We start from the raw sequence: 20,287 nt of genomic DNA, 5'->3' as shown, positions 1-20,287 counted from the left end.
CCGGCCATTGACGCAGGCAGCCGGCATGGGGAGGACCGTGGCACATTTTCTCGATCGGATCGAACAACTGTCGAAGCCGCAGTTGCAGGCGCTCGCGCGTGCGATGCGCGACGAGATCCTGCAACTGCGGCCCGACGAGCGGGCGGATGCCGCGCCGGCAGACATTTCAGGGCTGGCCTACGAGACGCGCTGGCAGATCGCGCCGCCGGCCCTCGCCGCGATGAACCCGGGCCGAGCCGGCGCGCCGCGCGTGCTGCTGCTGAATTGGCGCGACGCCGCCTGGCCGCCGGCCGGCTGCGCCGCGATCGCCTCCTGCGTGACGGCGAGGGCGACGCTCGATCCCGACACCGGTTGGGCGCCCGAGGCACTCGCCGCGCAACTGATGCGGCTCGCGCAGGCCTCGGGGCCGTTCGACGCGATCGTGCTTGCCGTCGGCGGCGATGCCCATGGCGCGGCGGCCCGCGGCGAGCCGGATGCAGTGACGCTGGCCGCGCACTGGGGCACCGCGTTGGCGCTGGCCGCCGCGGTGGCCGGCCAAGTGGCGCCGGCGCGCCTGTGGTTCGTCACGCGCGGCGCCCAGTGCCTGCCCGACGATCGCCTGCCGGCCGACCCGGCGCTGGCGCCGCTGGCCGCGCTGGGCCGCACGCTCTCGCTCGAACTGCCGGCCGCCTGGGGCGGCTGCCTCGATCTCGACGAGGCGCCCTCCTCGCTCGAACGTGCCTTCGACGAGATCGCCCGCGACCCGGGCGGCAGCGACGACGAAGTCGCCTATCGCGCCGGCCAGCGCTACCTGCCCGTGCTCGAACGCGTGTCCGAGGCGCCGCGCGCGCCCTTCGTGCCCTCGTCCGAGGCCAGCTACCTGGTTACCGGCGGCACGGGCGGCATCGGCACCGTGCTGGTCGACGACCTGCTCGCGCGCGGCGCGGGGCGCGTGGTGGTGCTCGGGCGGCGCGCCCCCGCCGCGCCCGAGGCGGCGGCATGGCTGGCCGCGCGACGGCGCGCCGCCGGCCGGGACGAACGCGTCATTCTGGTCGCGGCCGATCCCGCCGACCGGGCCGCGCTCGGCGCGGCGCTCGACGATATCCGCCGCAGCGGCCCGCCGCTGCGCGGCATCTTCCACGCGGCCGGCAGCAACGAACGGATCGCGCTGGCGCGCCTCACGCGCGACGACATCGCGCGCATCGTCGGCGCCAAGGCCTTCGGCGCGCTGCATCTCGATCAGCTGACGCGCGAGGACGCGCTCGATTTCCAGGTCTACTTTTCGTCGGTCGCCGGCCGCTGGGGCACCGCGCAGATGGCACCCTACGCGATGGCGAACCGCTTTCTCGACGCGCTGGCCGAGCGCCGCGAGGCCGAGGGACGCCGCACGCGCAGCCTGGCCTGGGGGCCGTGGGCCGAGGTCGGCATGATGGTCCGGCAGCGGCAGCAAGGCTTCGGCGCGCTCGGGCTGCGCGCGCTCGCGCCGGGGCTCGGGCTCGCCGCGCTGGCGCAGGCGCTCGGCCAGCCCGGCATCGCCGGCGCCACGCGGCAGATCGTGGATGTCGATTGGCCGTGTTATGCCGAGCAGGTCGCGGTGGCCAAGCATCTGCGTCCGTTCGCTGCCCTGAGCGCCGCTGCGTCGGCGGCTTGCGCGACGGCATCCGGTGCCGCGCCGCCGCTCGACGCCGTGCCTTCCGCCGCCGAGGATTTCGGTCAGGCCGGGGCAACGCTGGCCCTGCTGCGCGAACTGGTGGCCGAGCTGACCGGCGCGGCGCTGCCCGAGCGCGGCGAGGCGCGGCCGATGCAGGAACTCGGACTGACCTCGCTGCTGAGCATCGAGCTGAGCCAGAAGCTGCGCCAGCGCCTAGGCGTGCCTTGCCGCCCGACCGTGGTGTTCGATCATGCCAACCTGCGCGCGCTGGCCGAGTCGCTGGCGCAGGCCTGGGCGCACGCCAATCCGCGCCCGGCGGTGGCGCTCGCGCGGGTGGGCGCCGCCAGCGCCCGTGCCGCCGATGCCGACGAGGGTGCGATCGCGATCGTCGGCATGGCCTGCCGGCTGCCCGGCGCCGATTCCCCTGACGCGCTGTGGGCCCAACTGATGCAGGCCGAGGCCGTCGCGCTCGACCCGGTCGAGTCGAGGCCCGCCGCGCGCTTTGACCTCGCGCGCTACCTGTCCGACGAGGATGCGCCGGGCAAGGCCTACAGCCTCGCGGGCGGCTTCCTCGACGACTTGGAGCAGTTCGACCACGCGCGCTTTCGTCTTTCGCATCGCGAGGCCTGCTTCATGGACCCGCAGCAGCGGCTCGCGCTGGAGACCACCTGGCGCGCCTTCGAGGACGTCGGCATCGATCCCGCTGCGCGGCTCGACGGCAGCGCCGCCGACGCGCTCGACGCGGCCGTGTTCTTCGGCATCGGCCAGAACGAATACGGCCCGCTGTGCCGCTCGGTGGCCGACGGCGAGGATGCCGGGCTGATGTCGACCGGCCAGTCGATGAACATCATCGCCGGGCGCGTCGCCCACCTGTTCGGTCTGGACGGCCCGGCGATCTGCCACGACACCGCCTGCTCGTCCTCGCTGGTCGCGCTCGACGCAGCGGTGCAGCACCTGCGGGGCGGCCGCAACCGGCTGGCCGTGGTCGGCGGCGTCAACGCGCTGGTCTCGCCCGACACCTTCGTGCTGCTCGGTAAGGCGCGCGCGCTGTCGCGGCAGGGCCGCTGCGCCGCGTTCGACGCACGCGCCGACGGCTACGTGCGCGCCGAGGGCTGCGTGGTGATGGTGCTCAAGCGGCTGGCCGACGCGCGCGCCGACGGCGACGCGATCCATGCCGTGATCCGCGGCAGCGCGGTCAACCACGACGGCCGCAGCAGCGGACTGACCGCGCCGAGCGGCGCGGCCCAGGAGCGCGTGATGCGCGCCGCGCTGCGCGACGCCGGCGTGGCCGCGCACGAGGTGGCGCTGGTCGAGGCGCACGGCACCGGCACCGCGCTCGGCGACCCGATCGAATACCACGCGCTGCGCGCCGTCTACGCCGACGATGCGCCGCGCGCCACACCGCTGGTGCTCGGCGCGCTGAAGTCTTTCATCGGCCATACCGAGGCCGCCTCGGGGCTGGCCGGCCTGCTCAAGCTGGTGCTGAGCCTGCGTGCGCGCATCGCGCCCGCGCAGCGGCACTACGTCACGCCGAACCCGTTCATCGAGACCAGCGAGCGGATCGAGATCCCGCGTGGCGCGCGCGCGCTCGGCGGTGACGGGCGCGTGCTGGGCGCCGTCAGCGCTTTCGGCTTCAACGGCACCAATGCGCACGTGATCGTCGAGCGCGGCGAGGAGCGGCCCTCGCGGCGCCTGCCCGGCGCGCCGTTCGCGCGGGTGCGCTGCTGGTACTCGGCGCGCCCGCTGTCGGCCAGCAGCGGGCTCGCGCAGGCCTTCGGTGCCGCGCCGGCGAGCCTCGCGCCGGCCAGCTACGTGACGCGCTGGGCGCCGTTCGCGGCCCCGGCCGCCGTCGCGATGCGGCAGGTGCTGGTGCTGCGCATGCCGGTCGCGGCCGGTGATCCCCTGTACGACGCGCTGGATCGCGGCCTGATCGAGGCGATGCGCGCGCGCGGCATCCGCGTGATCGAGGCCGACGGCGAGCCGGCCCCGGGCCTCGGCCTGGCGGCGGTGCTGGCCGCGCAGACAGCCGCGCACGGTCGCTTCGAGCGCATCGTGCTGCGTCTCGGCGACGGCGCCGCCTGGCCCGACGCGGCGCTCGACACGGCCTGGCTGGAGCGCCTCGGCCACGGCTGGTCCGCGCTCGCGAGCCTGCCGGCCGAGGCCCCGCCGGTGCTCGTGAGCGGCGCCGCGCAACCGCGCTGGCCGGCGGTGCTGGCCTGCGTCGACAAGGAGCGCGCGGGGCCGGCCCTCACCTGGCTCGACTGCGAACCGGGCCTTGGCGAGGCCGGGCTCGACAGCCTGCTCGACGCCCATCTCGATGCGCTGCTCGCGATCCGCGAACCGGCTTGCCGGCTCACGCGCGCGGGCCTCGTGGTGCCGCGCCTGGCCGCCGCCGCGCCGCTGCCTGCCGCCGCGTTCCGCGCGCGCGACGCGCATGCCTATCTCGTCAGCGGCGGGCTCGGCGGGGTCGGCGCGCGCGTGCTCGGCTGGCTGCTCGAACAAGGCGCGCGTCATGTCGTCAGCCTGAACCGCCGCGCGCCCGATGCCGCCGAAGCAGCCGCGCTCGAGCGCCTGGCTCGACGCCACGCCGCGCGCATCGACACGCTGGACCTCGGCCTCGACGATCCCGAGGCCTTGCGCGAGGCGCTGCGGGCCACGCTCGGCGGCACGCCGTTGGCCGGCGTGTTCCATTGCGCCGCCGTGCTCGACGACCAGCCGTTCGCGGCGCAGGCCTGGGACGCGGCGCGGGAGGTGCTGCGGCCCAAGGGCGCCGGCGCCTGGCATCTGCACCGCGCCACGCTGGGCCAGCCGCTCGATCACTTCGTGGTGTTCTCCTCGCTGTCGGCGCTGCTCGGCCAGCCGGGGCAAGCCGCCTACGCGCTGGCCAATGCGCTGGCCGAGGCCGTGGTCGAACGGCGCCGCGCACTCGGCCTGCCCGCGCTGGCGATCCAATGGGGGCCGTGGGCCGGCGTCGGCATGGCGGCGCGCGGCGGCGAGGCGCTGGCCGCCCAGTACCGCGCGATCGGCCTGGCCGCGCGCGGCGCCGACGACTATCTGCGCGTGCTGTCGGCGCGGCTCGCGTCCGGCGCGGGCCAGGAAGCCTGCGTCGGCGTGTTCGATCTCGACTGGCGGCGCCATGCGGCCACCTACGCGCCGGCGCCGCTGTGGGCCGGGCTGCTGGGCGATGGCGGCGCGCCGGCCGAGCCGCCCTCGTTCGCCGAGCGGCTCGCCGAGGTGCCGCCCGAGCGGCGCCGGCGTGCCCTGCGCGCGCGGCTGCGCGAGATCGTCGCCGCCTGCATCGGGCGCGACGCCGCCGCGATCACCGATACCGACGGCTTTGCCGAGATCGGCATCGATTCGCTGCACGCCACGGTGCTGCACCGGCAGCTCGAACGCGAATTCGGCGCCGCGCTGCCGGCCACCATCGCCTTCGATCACCCCACGGTGGCCGCCGTCGCCGACTGCCTCGCGCGCGGTGCGCTGGCCGAGCTGTTCGCGCCGGCCATCGTGGCCGCGCCGGCGCAGCTGGCGAACGCCGCGGCCGACGCATCGCTGGGGGACCACAGTGCCGCCGAACTCGCCCGGATCCTCGCGCACGAGCTCGGCGGTCTCGAATCACGCGGAGCACTTTGATGACGGACATGGACAAGGACCTGCTGCTGCAATCGATCCAGACGATCCGCGAACTGAAGACGCGGCTCGCGCAGGCCGAGCAAGGCCATCACGAGGCGGTGGCGGTGGCGGTGGTCGGCGTGTCGCTGCGCTTTCCCGGAGGCGTGACCGATCTCGACAGCTACTGGGCGCTGCTGCGAGAAGGCCGCAGCGGGGTGATCGAGGTCGAGCCCGAACGCTGGAGCAACCGCCAGTTCGTCGATCCCGACTATGCCGCCGCCGGCAAGCTGGTGACGCCGTATGCGGGACTGCTGGAGCACATCTACGATTTCGACGCCGAATTCTTCGGCCTGTCCGCGCTCGAGGCCGAGAACCTCGATCCGCAGCAGCGGCTGCTGCTCGAACAGAGCTGGCTCGCGCTCGAGGATGCCGGCTACGACATCGGCCGGCTGCGCGGCAGCGATACCGGCGTGGTGGTGGGGATCGGCAGCCAGGATTACGGCATGGCGCTGCTGGCCGATCCCGCCCACGCGAATCCCTACGTGGCCTCCGGCAACTCGTTGAGCATGGCGGCCGGGCGGCTGTCCTACTTCTTCGACTTCAGCGGCCCCTCGCTGTCGATCGACACCGCCTGCTCGTCCTCGCTGGTGGCCGTGCACGAGGCCTGCCGGCGCCTGCAGCTGGGCGAATGCGGCCTGGCGCTGGCGGCCGGCGTCAACGCGATGCTGACGCCGCACGCGGGCATCAACTTCTCGCGCGCACGGATGCTGAGCACCGAGCGCGACTGCCATACCTTCGACGCGCGCGCCAAGGGGTACGTGCGCGGCGAGGGCTGCGCGGTGCTGGTGCTCAAGCGCCTGGCCGACGCGCAGGCTGACGGCGACCGCATCCACGCCGTGATCCGCGGCGTGGCGATCAACCACGACGGCCACAGCAGCGGCCTGACCGTGCCCAACGGTTCGGCCCAGCGCGCGGTGATCCGCGCGGCGCTGCGGCGCGCCGGCGTGGCGCCCGCCGAGGTCGACTACGCCGAGGCCCATGGCACCGGCACGCGGCTTGGCGATCCGATCGAGGCGCATGCGATCGCCGACGTCTACGGCGAGGCGCGCGAGGCGGGCCGCCCGCTCGTGATCGGCGCGGTGAAGGCGAACCTCGGCCATCTCGAGGCCGCGGCGGGTCTGGCCGGGTTGATCAAGGCGATGCTGGTGGTGCGCCACGGCGAGGCGCCGCCGCAGCCCGGCTTCGAGACGCTGAATCCCGCGATCGGCTGGGATACCGCGAAGTTCAAGGTGGTGCGGCAGCCCACGCCGCTGCGGCCCGCCGACGGGCGGCCCTGGCTGGCCGGCGTCAGCAGCTTCGGCTTCAGCGGCACCAACGCGCACGCGATCGTCGCGGCGGCGCCCTTGGCGGCCGAGGAGGGCGAGCCGGCGGCCGAGCCGCCGGGCGGCCTGCACGTGCTCGCGCTGAGCGCGAAGACGCCCGAGGCGCTGGGTCGTCATGTCGAGGAAGTGGCCGCCTACCTGGCCGGCAAGCCCGCAGCCGAGCTGGCCGCGATCGCGCAAACCTCGACCTGCCGGCGCGTCGCGCTCGGCGAGCGGATCGCCGTGACCGGGCGCGACGGCGCCGAGCTGGCCGCGCGGCTAAGGCGCGCGCTGGCCGAGCGCGCGCCGCGGCGCGCGCCGGGCCGCATCGTGCTCTACCTGTCGAGCGCCGACCTGCCGGCCGGCACGGCCGACCCGGCCGCGCTGGCCGCCTTGCATCGCGGCTGGCTGGCGCGCTGCGCCGGCTTCGGCCTGTTCCCCGATCGGGTGGTGCTGCGCGGCATCGCGCCCGCCTTCGTGCGCGCCTGGCTCTGGCAGCATGCCGAGCCCACCGGGCTCGCCTACCTGGACGAGACGGCCGGCGACGCGCTGCGCGGCTTTTCCACCAGCGAGACGGCCGCCGGCGAGGTCATTGCCGCAGAGGCGGCAGCGGCCGAGCTGTTCGAGGACGCGGAGGTGCTCGCGCTCGGCGCGCCGCCGTTTGCCTTGCCGGCCTCGTCGTCGACCCGCTGGTTGCGCCTCGACGACGAGGCCGCACTGCGCACGACGCTTGCCGCGCTCTTCACGGCCGGCATCGAGATCGACTGGACGCCGCTCGATGCGCGACGCCATCGCGTGGTCCGCGACTTTCCGCGCCGGCCCTTCGCACGCCGAAGCTTCCGCTCGCCTCGCATCGACGCGGCACTGGCCGGCGCCGACGCGCCGCGCGAGAGCGAAAGCGCGATCCATCCGCTGGTGCGCGATCGCCTGGCGCAGCCCGACGGCCGCGTGAGCTGCCGCCTGCGCACGGCCACGGCCTGGCTCGATTTCATCGACGGCCACCGTGTGCAGGGGCATCGTCTGCTGCCGGCCTCGCTGCTGCTCGAACTGATGCGCACGGCGGCGGCCGATGCGCGCGGCGCGGCGGTGACGCTCAGCGACGCGCGCTTCCGGCGCCCCTTCGATCTCGACGCGGCCGCCTGCGATTACCTGGTCCAGGTCGATGCGCCGGGCGAGGGCGCGCGCGTCGCTCTGTGGGGCCGGCCGGCCGACGATGCGGCGGCGCCCTGGGTCGAGCATGCGAGCGCCGCCTGCCGCCTCGCCGAGACGACGGATGCGCAGGACGCGCCGCCGGCCGAGGTCGAGGCCGAAGGCCGCGACTGGCCCGCCGAGGGCTGGCACGAACTCGATGTCGGTGCACTCTATGCGCGCCACCAGGCCGGCGACATCGTGCTCGGCGAGGATTTCCGCTGCCTCGCCGCCTTGCGCGTGCGGGGCGCGCGCAGCGAGGCCGAGGTCGGCCCGCCGCGGGGCGCCAGCCACGACGCGACGCAGCGTGCCGCCCTGCTGATCGATGCCTGCCTGCAGGCCAGCGCCGCCACGCGCGAGGTCGACGACGGCCTGTTCCTGCTGGCCGGGGTGGGCGAGGTGGTGCTGCCGCCCGCCGTGGCCTTGCCCGAGCGCCTGCGCGTGCGGCTGGTGCGCGAGGCTTGCGACGAGGGCTATCGCTTCACGATCATGCTGGCCGATGCCGAAGGTGCGCCGGTCGGCCGGTTGCGCGAGGTGCTGTTCCGGCGCGTGCAGGGGGCACAGCGCGCCGCGCCGTTCCACGAGACCGGCTGGGAAGCCGTCGAGTGGCCGGCGCGCGCCGCCGCGCCCATGCATGCGGCGCTGCCGGCCCCGGACGCGCTGGATGGGCTCGAGGCTTCGGCCACCTGGGCCGCGCGCTTCGGGCTCGACAGCTACGACGCCTATCGCGGGCAGATCGAGCAGGCCTGCGCCGGCATCGTGGCCGACACGCTAGCCGATCTCGGGCACGAGGGCGCCGACATGGAAGCCGCCGACGTCGCGCCGGCCCAGCAGCGGCTGTTCGCGCACCTGCTCGCGGTGCGCGCGCGCGGCGACGCCGTTGCACTCGCGGCGGGCGCCGCGCGGCTCGACGGCGTCGCCGCGGCGTTCCCACAGTTCCACGGCGAGACCGAATTCCTGCGCCGCTGCGCCGCCGCCTTGCCCGAGGTGCTGCGCGGCCGGCGCAATCCGCTCGAGGTGCTGTTCGGCGGTTCCGCGTTCGACGGCAGCGAGGCCGTCTACGTCGATTCGCCGATCGCGCGCGTGCTGAACGGCCAGCTCGCGCAATGGGCCGCGCGGCTCGCCGCGCAACGGCCGCTGCGCATCGTCGAGATCGGCGCCGGCACGGGCGGCACCTCGCGCACCGTGCTCGACGCGCTGCGCGGCCTGCCGGTGGCGCGCTACTGCTACACCGACGTCTCGCCGCTGTTCCTCGAACGCGCGCGGCCGCGCTTCGGCGAGGAGGGCTTCATCGACTACCGCCTGCTCGACATCGAGCAGCCGATCGCCGACCAGGGTTTCACGGCCGGCGAGTTCGACCTGGTGATCGCCGCCAACGTGCTGCATGCGACGCGCTCGATCGCCGACACGCTGCGCCAGGTGCGCGAGCTGCTGGCGCCGGGCGGCTACCTGCTGCTGCGCGAGTGCACGGCGCAGCGCCTCAGCGCCGACCTAAGCTTCGGGATGACCGAGGGCTGGTGGCGCTTCGAGGACCACGCGCTGCGCGCCGACTACCCGGTGCTGTCGGTCGCGCAATGGGAGCGGCAACTGGCCCTGGCCGGCTTCGAGCATACGCTCGGCCTGCCGCCGAGCGAGGCCAGCGCCGAGGCGCTGATCGTCGCGCAGGCCTCGGCCGTCGATCGCGCGGAGCACTGGCTGGTGGTGCACGACGGGCAGGGCGTCGGCTGCGTCGCGCAGCTCGCGCACGAGCGGATCGCGTGCCGCGAGCTGTCCTGGGCCGAGGCGCTGGAGGCCGATCCGGCGCGCGAAAGCTACCAGCACATCGTCTGCTTCGCCGATGCCGGCGAGCGCGACAACGCCGATCCCGTCGCGGCGGCCACCGCGCAGTACGAGGCCATGATCGCGCTGTGCCGGCGCTGGCTCGGCCCCGAGGCCGCGCCCGGCGCGCGCCTCTGGTGCGTGACGCGCCAGGCCGAGCGCGCCGTCGATGCCGACCGCGTCGACGGGCTCGGCCAGTCGGTGGCGGCCGGCGTGCTCAAGTGCGCCGCGCTGGAATTCCCGGGCCGCGTCGCCGGCCTGGTCGATCTGGAGGCCGAGCCGGCCGATTTCGCCTCGCTCATCGCGCATTGGCGCGAGCCGGGCGAGCTGCGCTGCTTCGCGCTGCGCGGCGGCCGGCCCCATGTGCCGCGCCTGCGGCCGCTCGATGCCGGCGCGCTCGGTGCTTCGTCGTTGGCCGGCGGCGCTGCCTTCGACGGCACGGTGCTGATCACGGGCGGTTTCGGCGGCATCGGCCTGGCGCTGGCGGACACGCTGGCCGCGCGCGTCGAGACGCTGGTGCTGGTCGGGCGCCAGGTCGGCGGTCCCGAGCGCGAGGCGCAGCTCGCCGCGCTGCGCGAACGCGGCGCGCGCGTGATCGCGCTGGCCGCCGATCTCGCTGACGAGGCGCAGGTCGCGGCGCTGTTCGCGCGGCTGGTCGCCGAGGGCGTGGCGGTCTCGCACCTGATCCACGCGGCCGGGGTGGGCGGCAGCCTGGCGCTGGCCGCGAGCGGGCGCGGGGAACTGCGCGAGGTGGTCGACGCGAAGCTGGCCGGCACCTGGCATCTGCACCGGCATGCCGGCCCGTCGCTGAAGTCCTTCACCGTGCTCTCGACCATGCTCGCACTGTGGGGCGCGCGCGAGAAGGCCCACTACACGCTGGCCAATCACTTCGCCGAGCGCGTCGTCGAATGGCGCCGCGCGCGCGGGCTGCCGGCCTCGATCGTGCACCTGGGCCCGATCGACGGCGGCATGCTCGACGCGGCCGGCAAGGCCGCCGCGGCGCGCGTCGGGGTGCGCAGCTTCACGCTGCGCGAGCTGGCCGGCTGGCTCGCCGCGCCGCTGCCGCGCGCCGGCATCGCGCTACTCGACATCGACTGGGCCCGCTTCCGGCCGATCTACCGCCACGGCTGGCTCGACGCGCTGTTCGCCGAACTCGGCACGCCCGCCGACGGCGGTGCGGCCGGTGCCAAGGCCGCCGATGGCGCGGCCGCGTTCCGGCGTGCCTACGCGGCGGCCGGCTACCGCGAGTCGATGCTCGACGAACTGCTGCACGCGCTGCTGCGCGAGGTGCTGGGCCTGTCGGGCAACTTCGCGGCCTACGCCGGCACGGGCTTCCACGATCTCGGCATGGATTCGCTGCTGACCCTGTCGTTCGCCGAGAAGCTCGGCGCGCGCGTCGGCTTGCCGGTGTCCTCGGTCGACGTGTTTGACAACGCGAATCCGGCGCGCTTGCGCGGCTGGCTCGCGGCGCGCCTGAAGGCGCTCTACGCGGCCGCGCCGGCCGCTGCCGGCAGCACCGGTAACGCTGGGGCTACTGGTGCCACCAGCGCCTTCAGTGCCGCCGATGCCACGCATCCGGACGCGACCGACGCGCCGCCGCCCGCCGGCCCGCTGGCCGCCACTGTCTCCCCCACCGCGAGCGACGCCGCCGGCGATGCCGTGACCGATGAAATCGAACGCGAGCTGCAGACGATGCAGGCGCTGCTGGAGGACCGTTGATGGACTCGAAAGACCGCGAGCTGCTGGCCAGGCAGCGTGATGCCATCCGCCAGGGCATCCAGAAGATCCAGGCGTTGTCGGCGCGGCTGGACCAGCCCGTGGCGATCGTCGGGATCGGCTGCCGCGTGCCCGGTGCCGATTCCCCCGAGGCGCTCTGGGAGCTGCTGCGCGATGGGCGCGAGGCGCTCGCCGAGGTGCCGCCCGGGCGCTGGGATCTCGACGCGTATTACGACGCGACGCCGGGCACGCCCTACAAGACCTATGCGCGCCGCGCAGGCTACCTCGACGAGGTCGACCACTTCGACGCGCGCTTCTTCGGCATCTCGCCGCGCGAGGCGCAGCGCATGGATCCGCAGCAGCGGCTGCTGCTCGAGGTCAGCCATCGCGCGCTGGAGGATGCCGAGCTGCCGGTCACGGCGCTGCGCGAGCAGCCGGTGGGCGTGTTCGTCGGCATCAGCTCGGGCGAATACGCGGTGATGACCTTCGACAAGGCGCGCAGCGACAGCCAGGATGCCTGGTCGATCACAGGCACCTCGATGAATTCGGCCGCCGGCCGGCTGGCCTATCACTACGGCTTCAACGGGCCGGCACTGGCGATCGACACGGCCTGCTCGTCCTCGCTGGTGGCGATCCACCAGGCCGTGCGCAGCCTGCTCAACGAGGAATGCCACACCGCGCTGGCCGGCGGCGTGAACTGCCTGCTGACGCCCGAGCCCTCGATCGCGCTGGCGCAGAACAAGGTGCTCAGCGCCAGCGGGCGCTGCAGCCCGTTCAGCGCCGAGGCCGACGGGCTGGTGCGCGGCGAGGGCTGCGGAATGCTGGTGCTCAAGCGGCTCGACGACGCGCTCGCGCAGGGCTGCCGGATCCTCGCCGTGATCCGCGGCAGCCACGTGAACCAGGATGGCGCGAGCAGCGGGCTAACGGTGCCGAACGGCTATGCGCAGCAGGCACTGATCGCCACCGCGCTCAAGCGCGCCAGGCTCGCGCCCGGCGCGATCGGCTATGTCGAGGCGCACGGCACCGGCACCGCGCTCGGCGACCCGATCGAGATCAAGGCGCTGCAGCAGGCGCTCGGCGCCGGCCGCGAGGCCGGGCGGCCGGTGCTGATCGGCGCGCTGAAGGCCCATATCGGCCATCTCGAGGCCGCCAGCGGCGTGGCCGGCGTGATCAAGACCGTGCTCGCGCTGCGCCATCGGCTGCTGCCCGCGCAGATCAACCTGGGCACGCCGACGCCGCATGTCGACTGGTCCTCGGGTGGCGTCGCGGTGGTGAGCGAGTCCACGCCGATCGCCTACGGCCCCGACGCGCCGTTCTACGCCGGTGTCAGCAGCTTCGGCTTCAGCGGCACCAATGCGCACCTGATCCTGCAGGACCCGGTCAGCGCGGTGCCGGCCCGGGCCGAAGCCGCGGGCGCCGCGGCAACGCAGGCGGTGGCGCGTTTCGTCGGCTTGTCGGCGAAGGATCCGGCGGCGCTGCGCGAGTTGCTGGCGCGCTGCCACGCCTATTTCCGCGAGGTGCCCGACTGGGCCGCCGCCTGCGAGGCGCTCAATGCCGGGCGCGCGCATTACGCGCATCGCGCCGGCTTCGTCGCGCGCGATCGCGAGACGCTGCTCGAGCAGCTCGCGGCGGCGGCCGCCGAGGCGGCGCTCGAGGCCGATGCGCCGGCGCCCGACGCGGCCGCGATGGCCTGGCTGTTCACGGGGCAGGGCTCGCAATATGCCGGCATGGGCATCCTGTTGTACGACACGCTGCCGGCCTTCCGCGCCTGCCTCGACGCGGCCGATCGCGCGCTCGCGCCGCATCTCGGCGAATCGGTGCTGCCGGTGATCCGCGGCGAGGCCGGCGCGCTCAACAGCACGCGCTACACGCAGCCGGCGATCTTCGCGCTGCAGTACGCGCTCTCGCACACGCTGCTGGGTTTCGGCCTGACGCCGCGCTACGTGCTCGGCCACAGCATCGGCGAGTACGCGGCGGCGGTGCTGGCCGGTGTGTTCAAACTCGACGACGCCGCGCGCATGATCGTCCAGCGCGGCCGACTGATGGAGCAGCGCTGCGCACCGGGCGGCATGCTGGTGCTGCTGGCCGATCCGGCGCGCGCCGCCACGCTGGCGCGTGCCGCTGGCGGAGGCGCCACGCTGGCGGTGGCGAACGGCCCGGCCAGCCTGGTCTACGCGGGGCCGGCCGAGGCCATCGAGCGCCTCGCGAACGCCGCGCGCGAGGCGGAGGTGCGCTGCGTGCCGCTGGCGGTCTCGCATGCCTTCCATTCGCCGATGATGGAGCCGATGCTCGCCGAGTTCGCCGAGGTGGTGCGGCAGACGCGTTTCTCGCCGCCGCGTATCGCCTTCGTCTCGACGGCGCTGGGCCGGCTCGCCGCCGGCGAGCTGACCGATCCCGACTACTGGGTCGCCCATGTGCGCGAGGCGGTGCGCTTCGACGCCGCGGTGGCCGCGCTGGGCGCCGACCCGGGCTGGCGTGAGGCGCCGGCGCGGCTGGCGATCGAGATCGGCCCCAACGAGCAACTGATCGGCATGGCGCGGCAGATGGCCGGCGCCGATGGCGCGCAGTGGCGCGGCCTGCTGCGCCCGCGCGACGACCAGGGTTCGTTCGCCGAGACCCTGCGCGCCGTCTACCTGGCCGGCCTGCCGCTGCGCTGGCCGCGCGGCATGGCGCGCGACGATGCGCGCCCGGCCCTGCCGGGTTACCCGTTCCAGAGGCAGCGTTACTGGCTGCCCGATGCCGCGCCGCGTGCCGCGCGCGCTGCCGGCATGGTTGGCAGCCCTGAGGATCGGGAACCGGCGCTCGATTACGCGCTCGACTGGATCGACGCGCCGGTGGCGGCGCCGGCCGGGCCGCCGACCGGCCGCTGGCTTTTGTTCGCCGGCGAGGTAGCGCAAGCCGATGCGCTCAATGCCTGCCTGACTCGCGGCGGCGCGGCGGTGACGGTCGGCCGGTCGCTGACGCCGGTCGGCATCGCCGCGCTGGGCGGCGATCTGTCGAGTTTCGACGCGGTGCTGGTATGGCCTGGCGAGCCGGCATCGACGCAGGCGCCCGAGCCCGCGCCGCTGGTCGCGCTGCTGGCGCTGGTCGCGGCCATCGAGGCGATGCCCGCCGCGCGGCGCCCGGCGCTGCATTGCGTCGGCGAGATGGAGGCCGGCGCTTATCGGCCGCTGGCCGCAGCGCTGGCGGCGCTGTGCCGCTCGCTGCACGAGGAGGCGCCCGAGCTGCGCCTGGGCATGATCGGCGTCGATGCCGCGCTCGATGCCGAGGCCCGTGCCGCCGCGCTGGCCGGCGAACTGGCCGCCGCGCGCGGCGTCGAGTCCGAGCGCTGGGTCAGCGCCGCGGGCACGCGGCTGCCGCGGCTCGTCGCCGCCACGCCACTGGCGAATGTGGCCGCGCCGAGCCTGCGCGCCGATCGCAGCTATCTGGTCACGGGCGGCACCGGCGCGCTCGGTGCGCTGTTCTCGCGTGCGCTGATCGAGGCGGGCGCGCGCGACGTCGTGCTCAGTTCGCGCCGCGGCCCCGATGCCGAGCCGCCGGGCCTGCGTGCGCTGGCCGAGGCGCATGGCGCGCGCCTGAGCGTGATCGCCGCCGACCTGGCCGATGCCGCCTCGGTCGAACGGTTGTTCGCGCAACTGGCGCGCGAGCATGCACCGCTGGCGGGCCTGGTCCATGCGGCGGGCCAGGTGGCCGACGCGGCCCATGCGCGGCTCGATGCCGATGCGTTCCGCCGCGTGTTCGAGGCCAAGGTCGAGGGCGCGTGGCGGCTCGACGCGGCCTGTCGCGAGCTCGAACTCGATTTCTTCCTGATGCTGTCCTCGATCTCGGGCGTGCTCGGCGCGCCGGGGCAGGCCAACTACGCGGCCGCCAACGCCGCGCTCGACGCGCTCGCGCGCCGGCGCCACGCCGAGGGGCGGCCCGCGCTGAGCCTGTGCCTGGGCGCGGTGGCCGGCGAGGGCATGGCGGCCGACCCACGCGCGGCGCGCCACCTGCAGCGTGCCGGCGTGGGCGCGATCGAGCCGGCGCGGCTACTCGCGAGCGCCGCGCGCTGGTTCGCGCAGCCGGGACCGCAAGCGATCGTGGCGGCCTTCGACTGGGCGCGCGTGGCTGCCAATCCGCGATCCGCCGCGCGGCCCTTGCTGCAGGCCTTCGTGGCGACGTTCCCCGCGGCGGCTGCGGTTACTGCGGCCAAGCCGGCGGCCGCGCCGGCACGCGTCGTCGCCGAGGCTCGCGCGCCAACGCCGGCCGAGACCGGCGCCTTGCTTCGCGAATCGATCGCCGAGGTGCTCGACCTGCCCGACCCGGGCGCGATCGGCGCCCACGACACCCTGCATGCGCTCGGCATGGACTCGATCACGCTGGTCGAGTTGCGCGACCAGCTGGTGCGGCGGCTCGGCCGCGAGCTGCCCTCGCGGCTGCTGTTCGATTTCCCGCAGGTCGGCCAGTTGGCCCGCTACCTGGCGCTCGGCCAGCCCGAGGCGCCGCGCGCGCAGCCGGCTCCGGCCGCGCATGGCGCCGCCGCCGCGGCCGGCCGCGAGGACATCGCCGTGATCGGCATCGGCTGCCGCTTCCCCGGCGGCATCGATTCGCCGGAGACGTTCTGGGCCGCGCTCAGGGAGAGCCGCGACCTGATCGGCGAGATCGACGCGCTGCGCTGGGACGCGCCCGCGCTGCAGCGCGCCGGGGCGCTGACCACCACGCGCGCCGGCGTGCTCGACGGCGTCGAGCGCTTCGATTGCGAGCTGTTCGGCATCACGCCGCGCGAGGCGCAGTGCATGGACCCGCAGCAGCGCCTGCTGCTGGAGACCAGCTGGGAGGCGCTCGAGCGCGCCGGCTACGATTTCGGCGCGGGCGGCACCGCCGGCGGCGTGTTCATCGGCCCCGGCCCGAACGACTATGCGCGCCGTTTCGCGACCGACGCCAAGGCGCTTTCGCATCACCACAGTACCGGCAACGCACTCAGCGTGACGGCCGGCCGGCTCGCCTTCGTGCTCGACTGGCAGGGGCCGGCGCTGGCGGTCGACACCGCCTGTTCCTCGTCGCTGATGGCCCTGCACCTGGCGGTACAGGCGCTGCGTCGCGGCGAGTGCTCGATCGCGCTGGCGGGCGGCGTGAACCTGCTGCTCTCGGCGGAAACCTCGGTGCTGCTGTCGAAGGGCGGGATGCTCGCGCCCGACGGCCGCTGCAAGACCTTCGACGCGGCCGCCGACGGCTATGTGCGCAGCGAGGGCTGTGCGATGGTGGTGCTCAAGCGCCTGGGCGACGCGCTGGCTGCCGGCGACGAGGTGCTGGCCGTGGTGCGCGGCTCGGCCGCCAACCAGGACGGCCACAGCCAGGGGCTGACCGCGCCGAACGGGCAGGCGCAGCAGCGCGTGCTGCGCAACGCGCTGGCCGATGCGGCGCTCGATCCCGCGCGGGTCGGGCTGCTGGAGGCGCACGGCACCGGCACGCCGCTAGGCGACCCGATCGAGTTCGCCGCGGCGCGTGCCGTGTACGGCGAGGCGCCCGGGCGCGAGGCGCCGCTCTGGATCGGCTCGGTCAAGACCAATCTCGGCCATGCCGAGGCGGCCGCCGGCATCGCCGGCTTCATCAAGGCGGTGCTGTGCCTGCGCCACGAGATGATCGTCCCGCACCTGCATTTCACGCGGCTCAATCCCGAGATCGAACTCGATGAAGCCGCAATGCGGATCCCGGGCGCGACGGCCGCCTGGCGCGGTGCCGGGCGTTACGCGGCGGTCAGCTCGTTCGGGTTCAGCGGCACCAACGTGCATGTGGTGCTGGAGGCGGCGCCCGCTGCGGCCGGCGTCGAGGCACGGGAGCAGCAGGGGCAGGAACAGGTACCGGTACCGGGCGCGGAGCTGCGCATCTCGGCGGCCAGCCCGGCGGCGCTGCGCGCTTATCTGCTGGCCTATCGCCACCGTCTTGCCACGCTGCCGCCGCAGCGCTACGGCGCGCTGCTCGCGGGTGCCGCGCGCCGGGCGCGGCTCGCCTGCACGCGCAGCTTCGCCGCCGCGAACGCGGCCGAGGCGCTGGCCGCGATCGAGGCCGCGCTCGCCGAGATGAGCCCCGAAGCCGGCGCCGGGGCGTGCGGCGAAACCGGCCCGCGCGTCGGCGCCGATCTGCCGCGCGATGGTGGCCCCGAGGTGCCGGTCTATCCGTTCGACCGGCAGCGCTTCTGGCTCGCGCCGCGCGCGGCCGAGGCGCAGGTGGAGGCGCAGGTGGAGGCGCCCGGGCCCGCAGCGCAGCTTGGCCTGCGCCTGACGGCCAGGGACGCGCGCCAGGTGATCTACGCGCTCGACTACGCGAGCCGGCCGCCGTTCCGGCTCGACGAGCACCTCGTGCATGGCGAGCGCGTGGTGCCGGCCGCCGCGCATCTGGCGCTGATCGTCGGGATGTTGGGCGAGCTGCGCGGCGAGCGCGGCTGGACGCTCGCCGACGTGGTCTGCGAGACGGCGCTGGTCGTCGGCGCCGACAGCGAGGCGGTGCGCTACGTGTTCGATGCCGAGCCCGATGCCGGCGACGGCGGCGCGGCCTATCGCGTCGCGGTGCTGTCCGACGGCGAGGGCCGCACGCGCTGCCACCTGCGCGCCGAGGCCCGCGCGCTGCCGCGCGAGGCGCAAGCGCTTGAGCCGAGCGCCGCCGTGGTCGCGGTTGCGCCGGCCGGCGCGGCGCTGGCCCGCTTCGACGGCGCGACCTTCTACGACCGCCTCTATGGGACCGAGATCGGCCTGGCCGGCGCGTTCCGCGGCGTGCTGTCGATCGAGCAGCACGTCGGCCAGGCGCGCGCGGAACTGGCCTGGCCGGCTGCGGGGCAGCCGCTGGTGCCGGGCGTGCTCGACTCGCTGTTCCAGACCATCGCGCTGGCCACGCTGGCCGACCAGCCGGGCCACAGCCACATGAACGGCGCGACCATTCCGTTCGCGATCGATCGACTGGTGGTGCTGCCGCGCGCGGCATCCACGCCGGCGCCGGTGATCGCCAATACGCGGCTCGTCAGCGAGAGCGCCGACGGCGCGAGCTTCGTGCACGACCTGGAGGTGGCCGAGGCGGGCCGGCCGCCGTTCCTGCGTGTCGAGGGCCTGCTGACGCGACGCGCCGCCGCGGCGCAATTGCGCCGCGCGGCCGAGCCCTTGCCGCAACTGGTCGAGCACTGGGTCGAACGCCGGGTCGAGCATGAAACGGCGCCGTCCATCGCGCCGCGCCTGGTGCTGCTCGACGAGGCGGCGCGCACGACCGCGCGATCCTGGCTGGCCGCCTCGGGCGAGGTCATCGATGCGAGCGGGCTTGACGACGCCGCCGTGCTCGCGGCCCTGGGCAGCGAGCCGGCGGTGCTGCTGGCTGGCCTGCCGGCGGCTCCGGCGGCGGACCAGGACCTCGCGGCTGAATCCTGGCGCATGCCGCTCCTGGGCCTGGTGGGCGCCGTGCGCCGCGCCGACAGGCTCGGCGACGCGCTCGAGGCGGCGGGTGCCACGGTGCGCTTCGGCCTGCTGTCGGAGGCCCAGGCCGATCTCGACGGGCAGGGCGGCTCGCCGCTCCATGGCTTCGCGCTCGGCCTCGCCAAGTCGCTGAGCCTCGAATGGCCGGGACGCGCCGTCACGCTGCTCGACGTGGATGGGGAGGGCTCGCCGGCGGATGCCGCCGCGCTCGCGGCCGAATGGCGCTCGCCGCGCGGCGAGTGCATCGCCTGGCGCGGCGGCCGCCGCCATGTGCGCCGCGTTACCGAACTCGCCGCGCCGCCGCTCGCGTCGTGGCAGCCCCGCGCCGACGGCCCCTACTTGCTGACGGGCGGCCTCGGCGACCTGGCGGCCGAGACCTGCCACTGGCTCGCCGACGAGGGCGTGCGTCATGTCTGGCTGACCGGCCGTCGCGAAGCCGACGCGGCGATCGAGCGCCAGCTCGACGCGCTGCGCGAGGCGACCGGCCTGCGCGTCGACTACCGCGCCTGCGACATCGCCGATCGCGACGCGCTCGCGGCCCTGTTCGCGGATGCCGCGCGGGACGGTCCGCTGCGCGGCATCTTCCACTGCGCGGGCGTGCTCGCCGACGGCGCCTTCGCCACGCTCGACGACGGCGCCTTCGAGCGCGTGGCGCGCGCCAAGGTGCTCGGCAGCTGGAACCTGCACCAGCTCTCGCGCGGGCTCGATCTCGACGCCTTCGTGCTGTATTCGTCGCTGGCCTCCTTGCTGGGCTCGGCCGGGCAGGCCAACTACGCGGCCGCCAACGGCTTCATGGATCAACTGGCGCGCTCGCGCCGCGCGCTCGGCCTGCCTGCGCTGTCGCTGAACTGGCCGGGCTGGGGCGGCGTGGGAATGGCCGCGCGTAACGCCCGCGGCGAGCCCGGCAGCGGCCTGCGCCGGCTGGCGCCGGAGCGGGCCCTCGGCGAACTGGGCCGGGCGCTGGCGGGCGGGCAGGCCCAGGTGGGGATCGCCGATGTCGACTGGTCGGTGTTCGGCCGCGACTGGCGCGCGTCGGCCGCGGCCGTGCCGGCCCTGGTGGAGGACTGGTTCGCCGCGCATCCGCAGGCGGCGCCGCGGCAGGCGCTTGCCGCCGCCGGCGCAGTGCCCGCCGAGGCCGCCCGCGAGCTTGCCGCGGCGGTGGACGTGGACGCCCGACTCGAGATCGCGCGGCGTCACCTGGTGGGCATCGTGCGCCGGATCATGGCGCTCGACGCGGCCCGGCCGCTCGCTCAGAACAAGTCCTTCCACGAGCTGGGTCTCGATTCGCTGATGGCGATCGAGCTCAAGCGCGCGCTGCAGGAGGGTTTCGCGGCCCGCGTGCCTGCCACCGTGATGTTCGACTACCCCGATATCGACAGCCTCGCGCACTGGCTGGCGGGGCCCGCGCAGGCGGCTCGGGCCCCGGCCTCGGCTTCAGCGCCGACGCCGCGTGCCGCGCCTGCCGACGCGCTCGATCAACTGGACGAAGGCGAACTGGCCGACGTTCTCGACAAATTGCTGTGAGG

At 75.0% G+C, this 20,287-nt stretch carries 3 protein-coding genes; all 3 read left to right on the top strand.

The features are described 5' to 3' along the window. The first annotated feature begins 37 nt into the window (after positions 1–37). From BAMB_RS33115 to BAMB_RS33105, 3 genes are read left to right on the top strand one after another with little or no spacing between them, the layout of a single operon-like run. Positions 38–5,263, top strand: a complete 5,226-nt coding sequence (locus BAMB_RS33115; RefSeq protein WP_050812323.1) for an SDR family NAD(P)-dependent oxidoreductase — start codon at positions 38–40, stop codon at positions 5,261–5,263. After that, the gene (locus tag BAMB_RS33110) at positions 5,263–11,328 is read left to right on the top strand and encodes a type I polyketide synthase (RefSeq protein ID WP_011660810.1); all 6,066 of its coding nucleotides are present in this window, start codon (positions 5,263–5,265) and stop codon (positions 11,326–11,328) included. Before BAMB_RS33115 ends, BAMB_RS33110 begins: the two co-directional genes overlap by 1 nt. Continuing rightward, positions 11,328–20,285, top strand: a complete 8,958-nt coding sequence (locus tag BAMB_RS33105; protein WP_011660809.1) for a type I polyketide synthase — start codon at positions 11,328–11,330, stop codon at positions 20,283–20,285. Before BAMB_RS33110 ends, BAMB_RS33105 begins: the two co-directional genes overlap by 1 nt. Positions 20,286–20,287 lie beyond the last annotated feature (2 nt).

This window comes from Burkholderia ambifaria AMMD (assembly GCF_000203915.1).
Classification (GTDB): domain Bacteria; phylum Pseudomonadota; class Gammaproteobacteria; order Burkholderiales; family Burkholderiaceae; genus Burkholderia; species Burkholderia ambifaria.
This window is presented reverse-complemented; position numbering and strand designations above follow the sequence as displayed.

Coding starts and splice junctions, on each gene's coding strand:
- BAMB_RS33110 (WP_011660810.1), top strand. CDS start 5,263: ATGACGGACATGGACAAGGACCTGCTGCTGCAATCGATCCAGACGATC.
- BAMB_RS33105 (WP_011660809.1), top strand. CDS start 11,328: ATGGACTCGAAAGACCGCGAGCTGCTGGCCAGGCAGCGTGATGCCATC.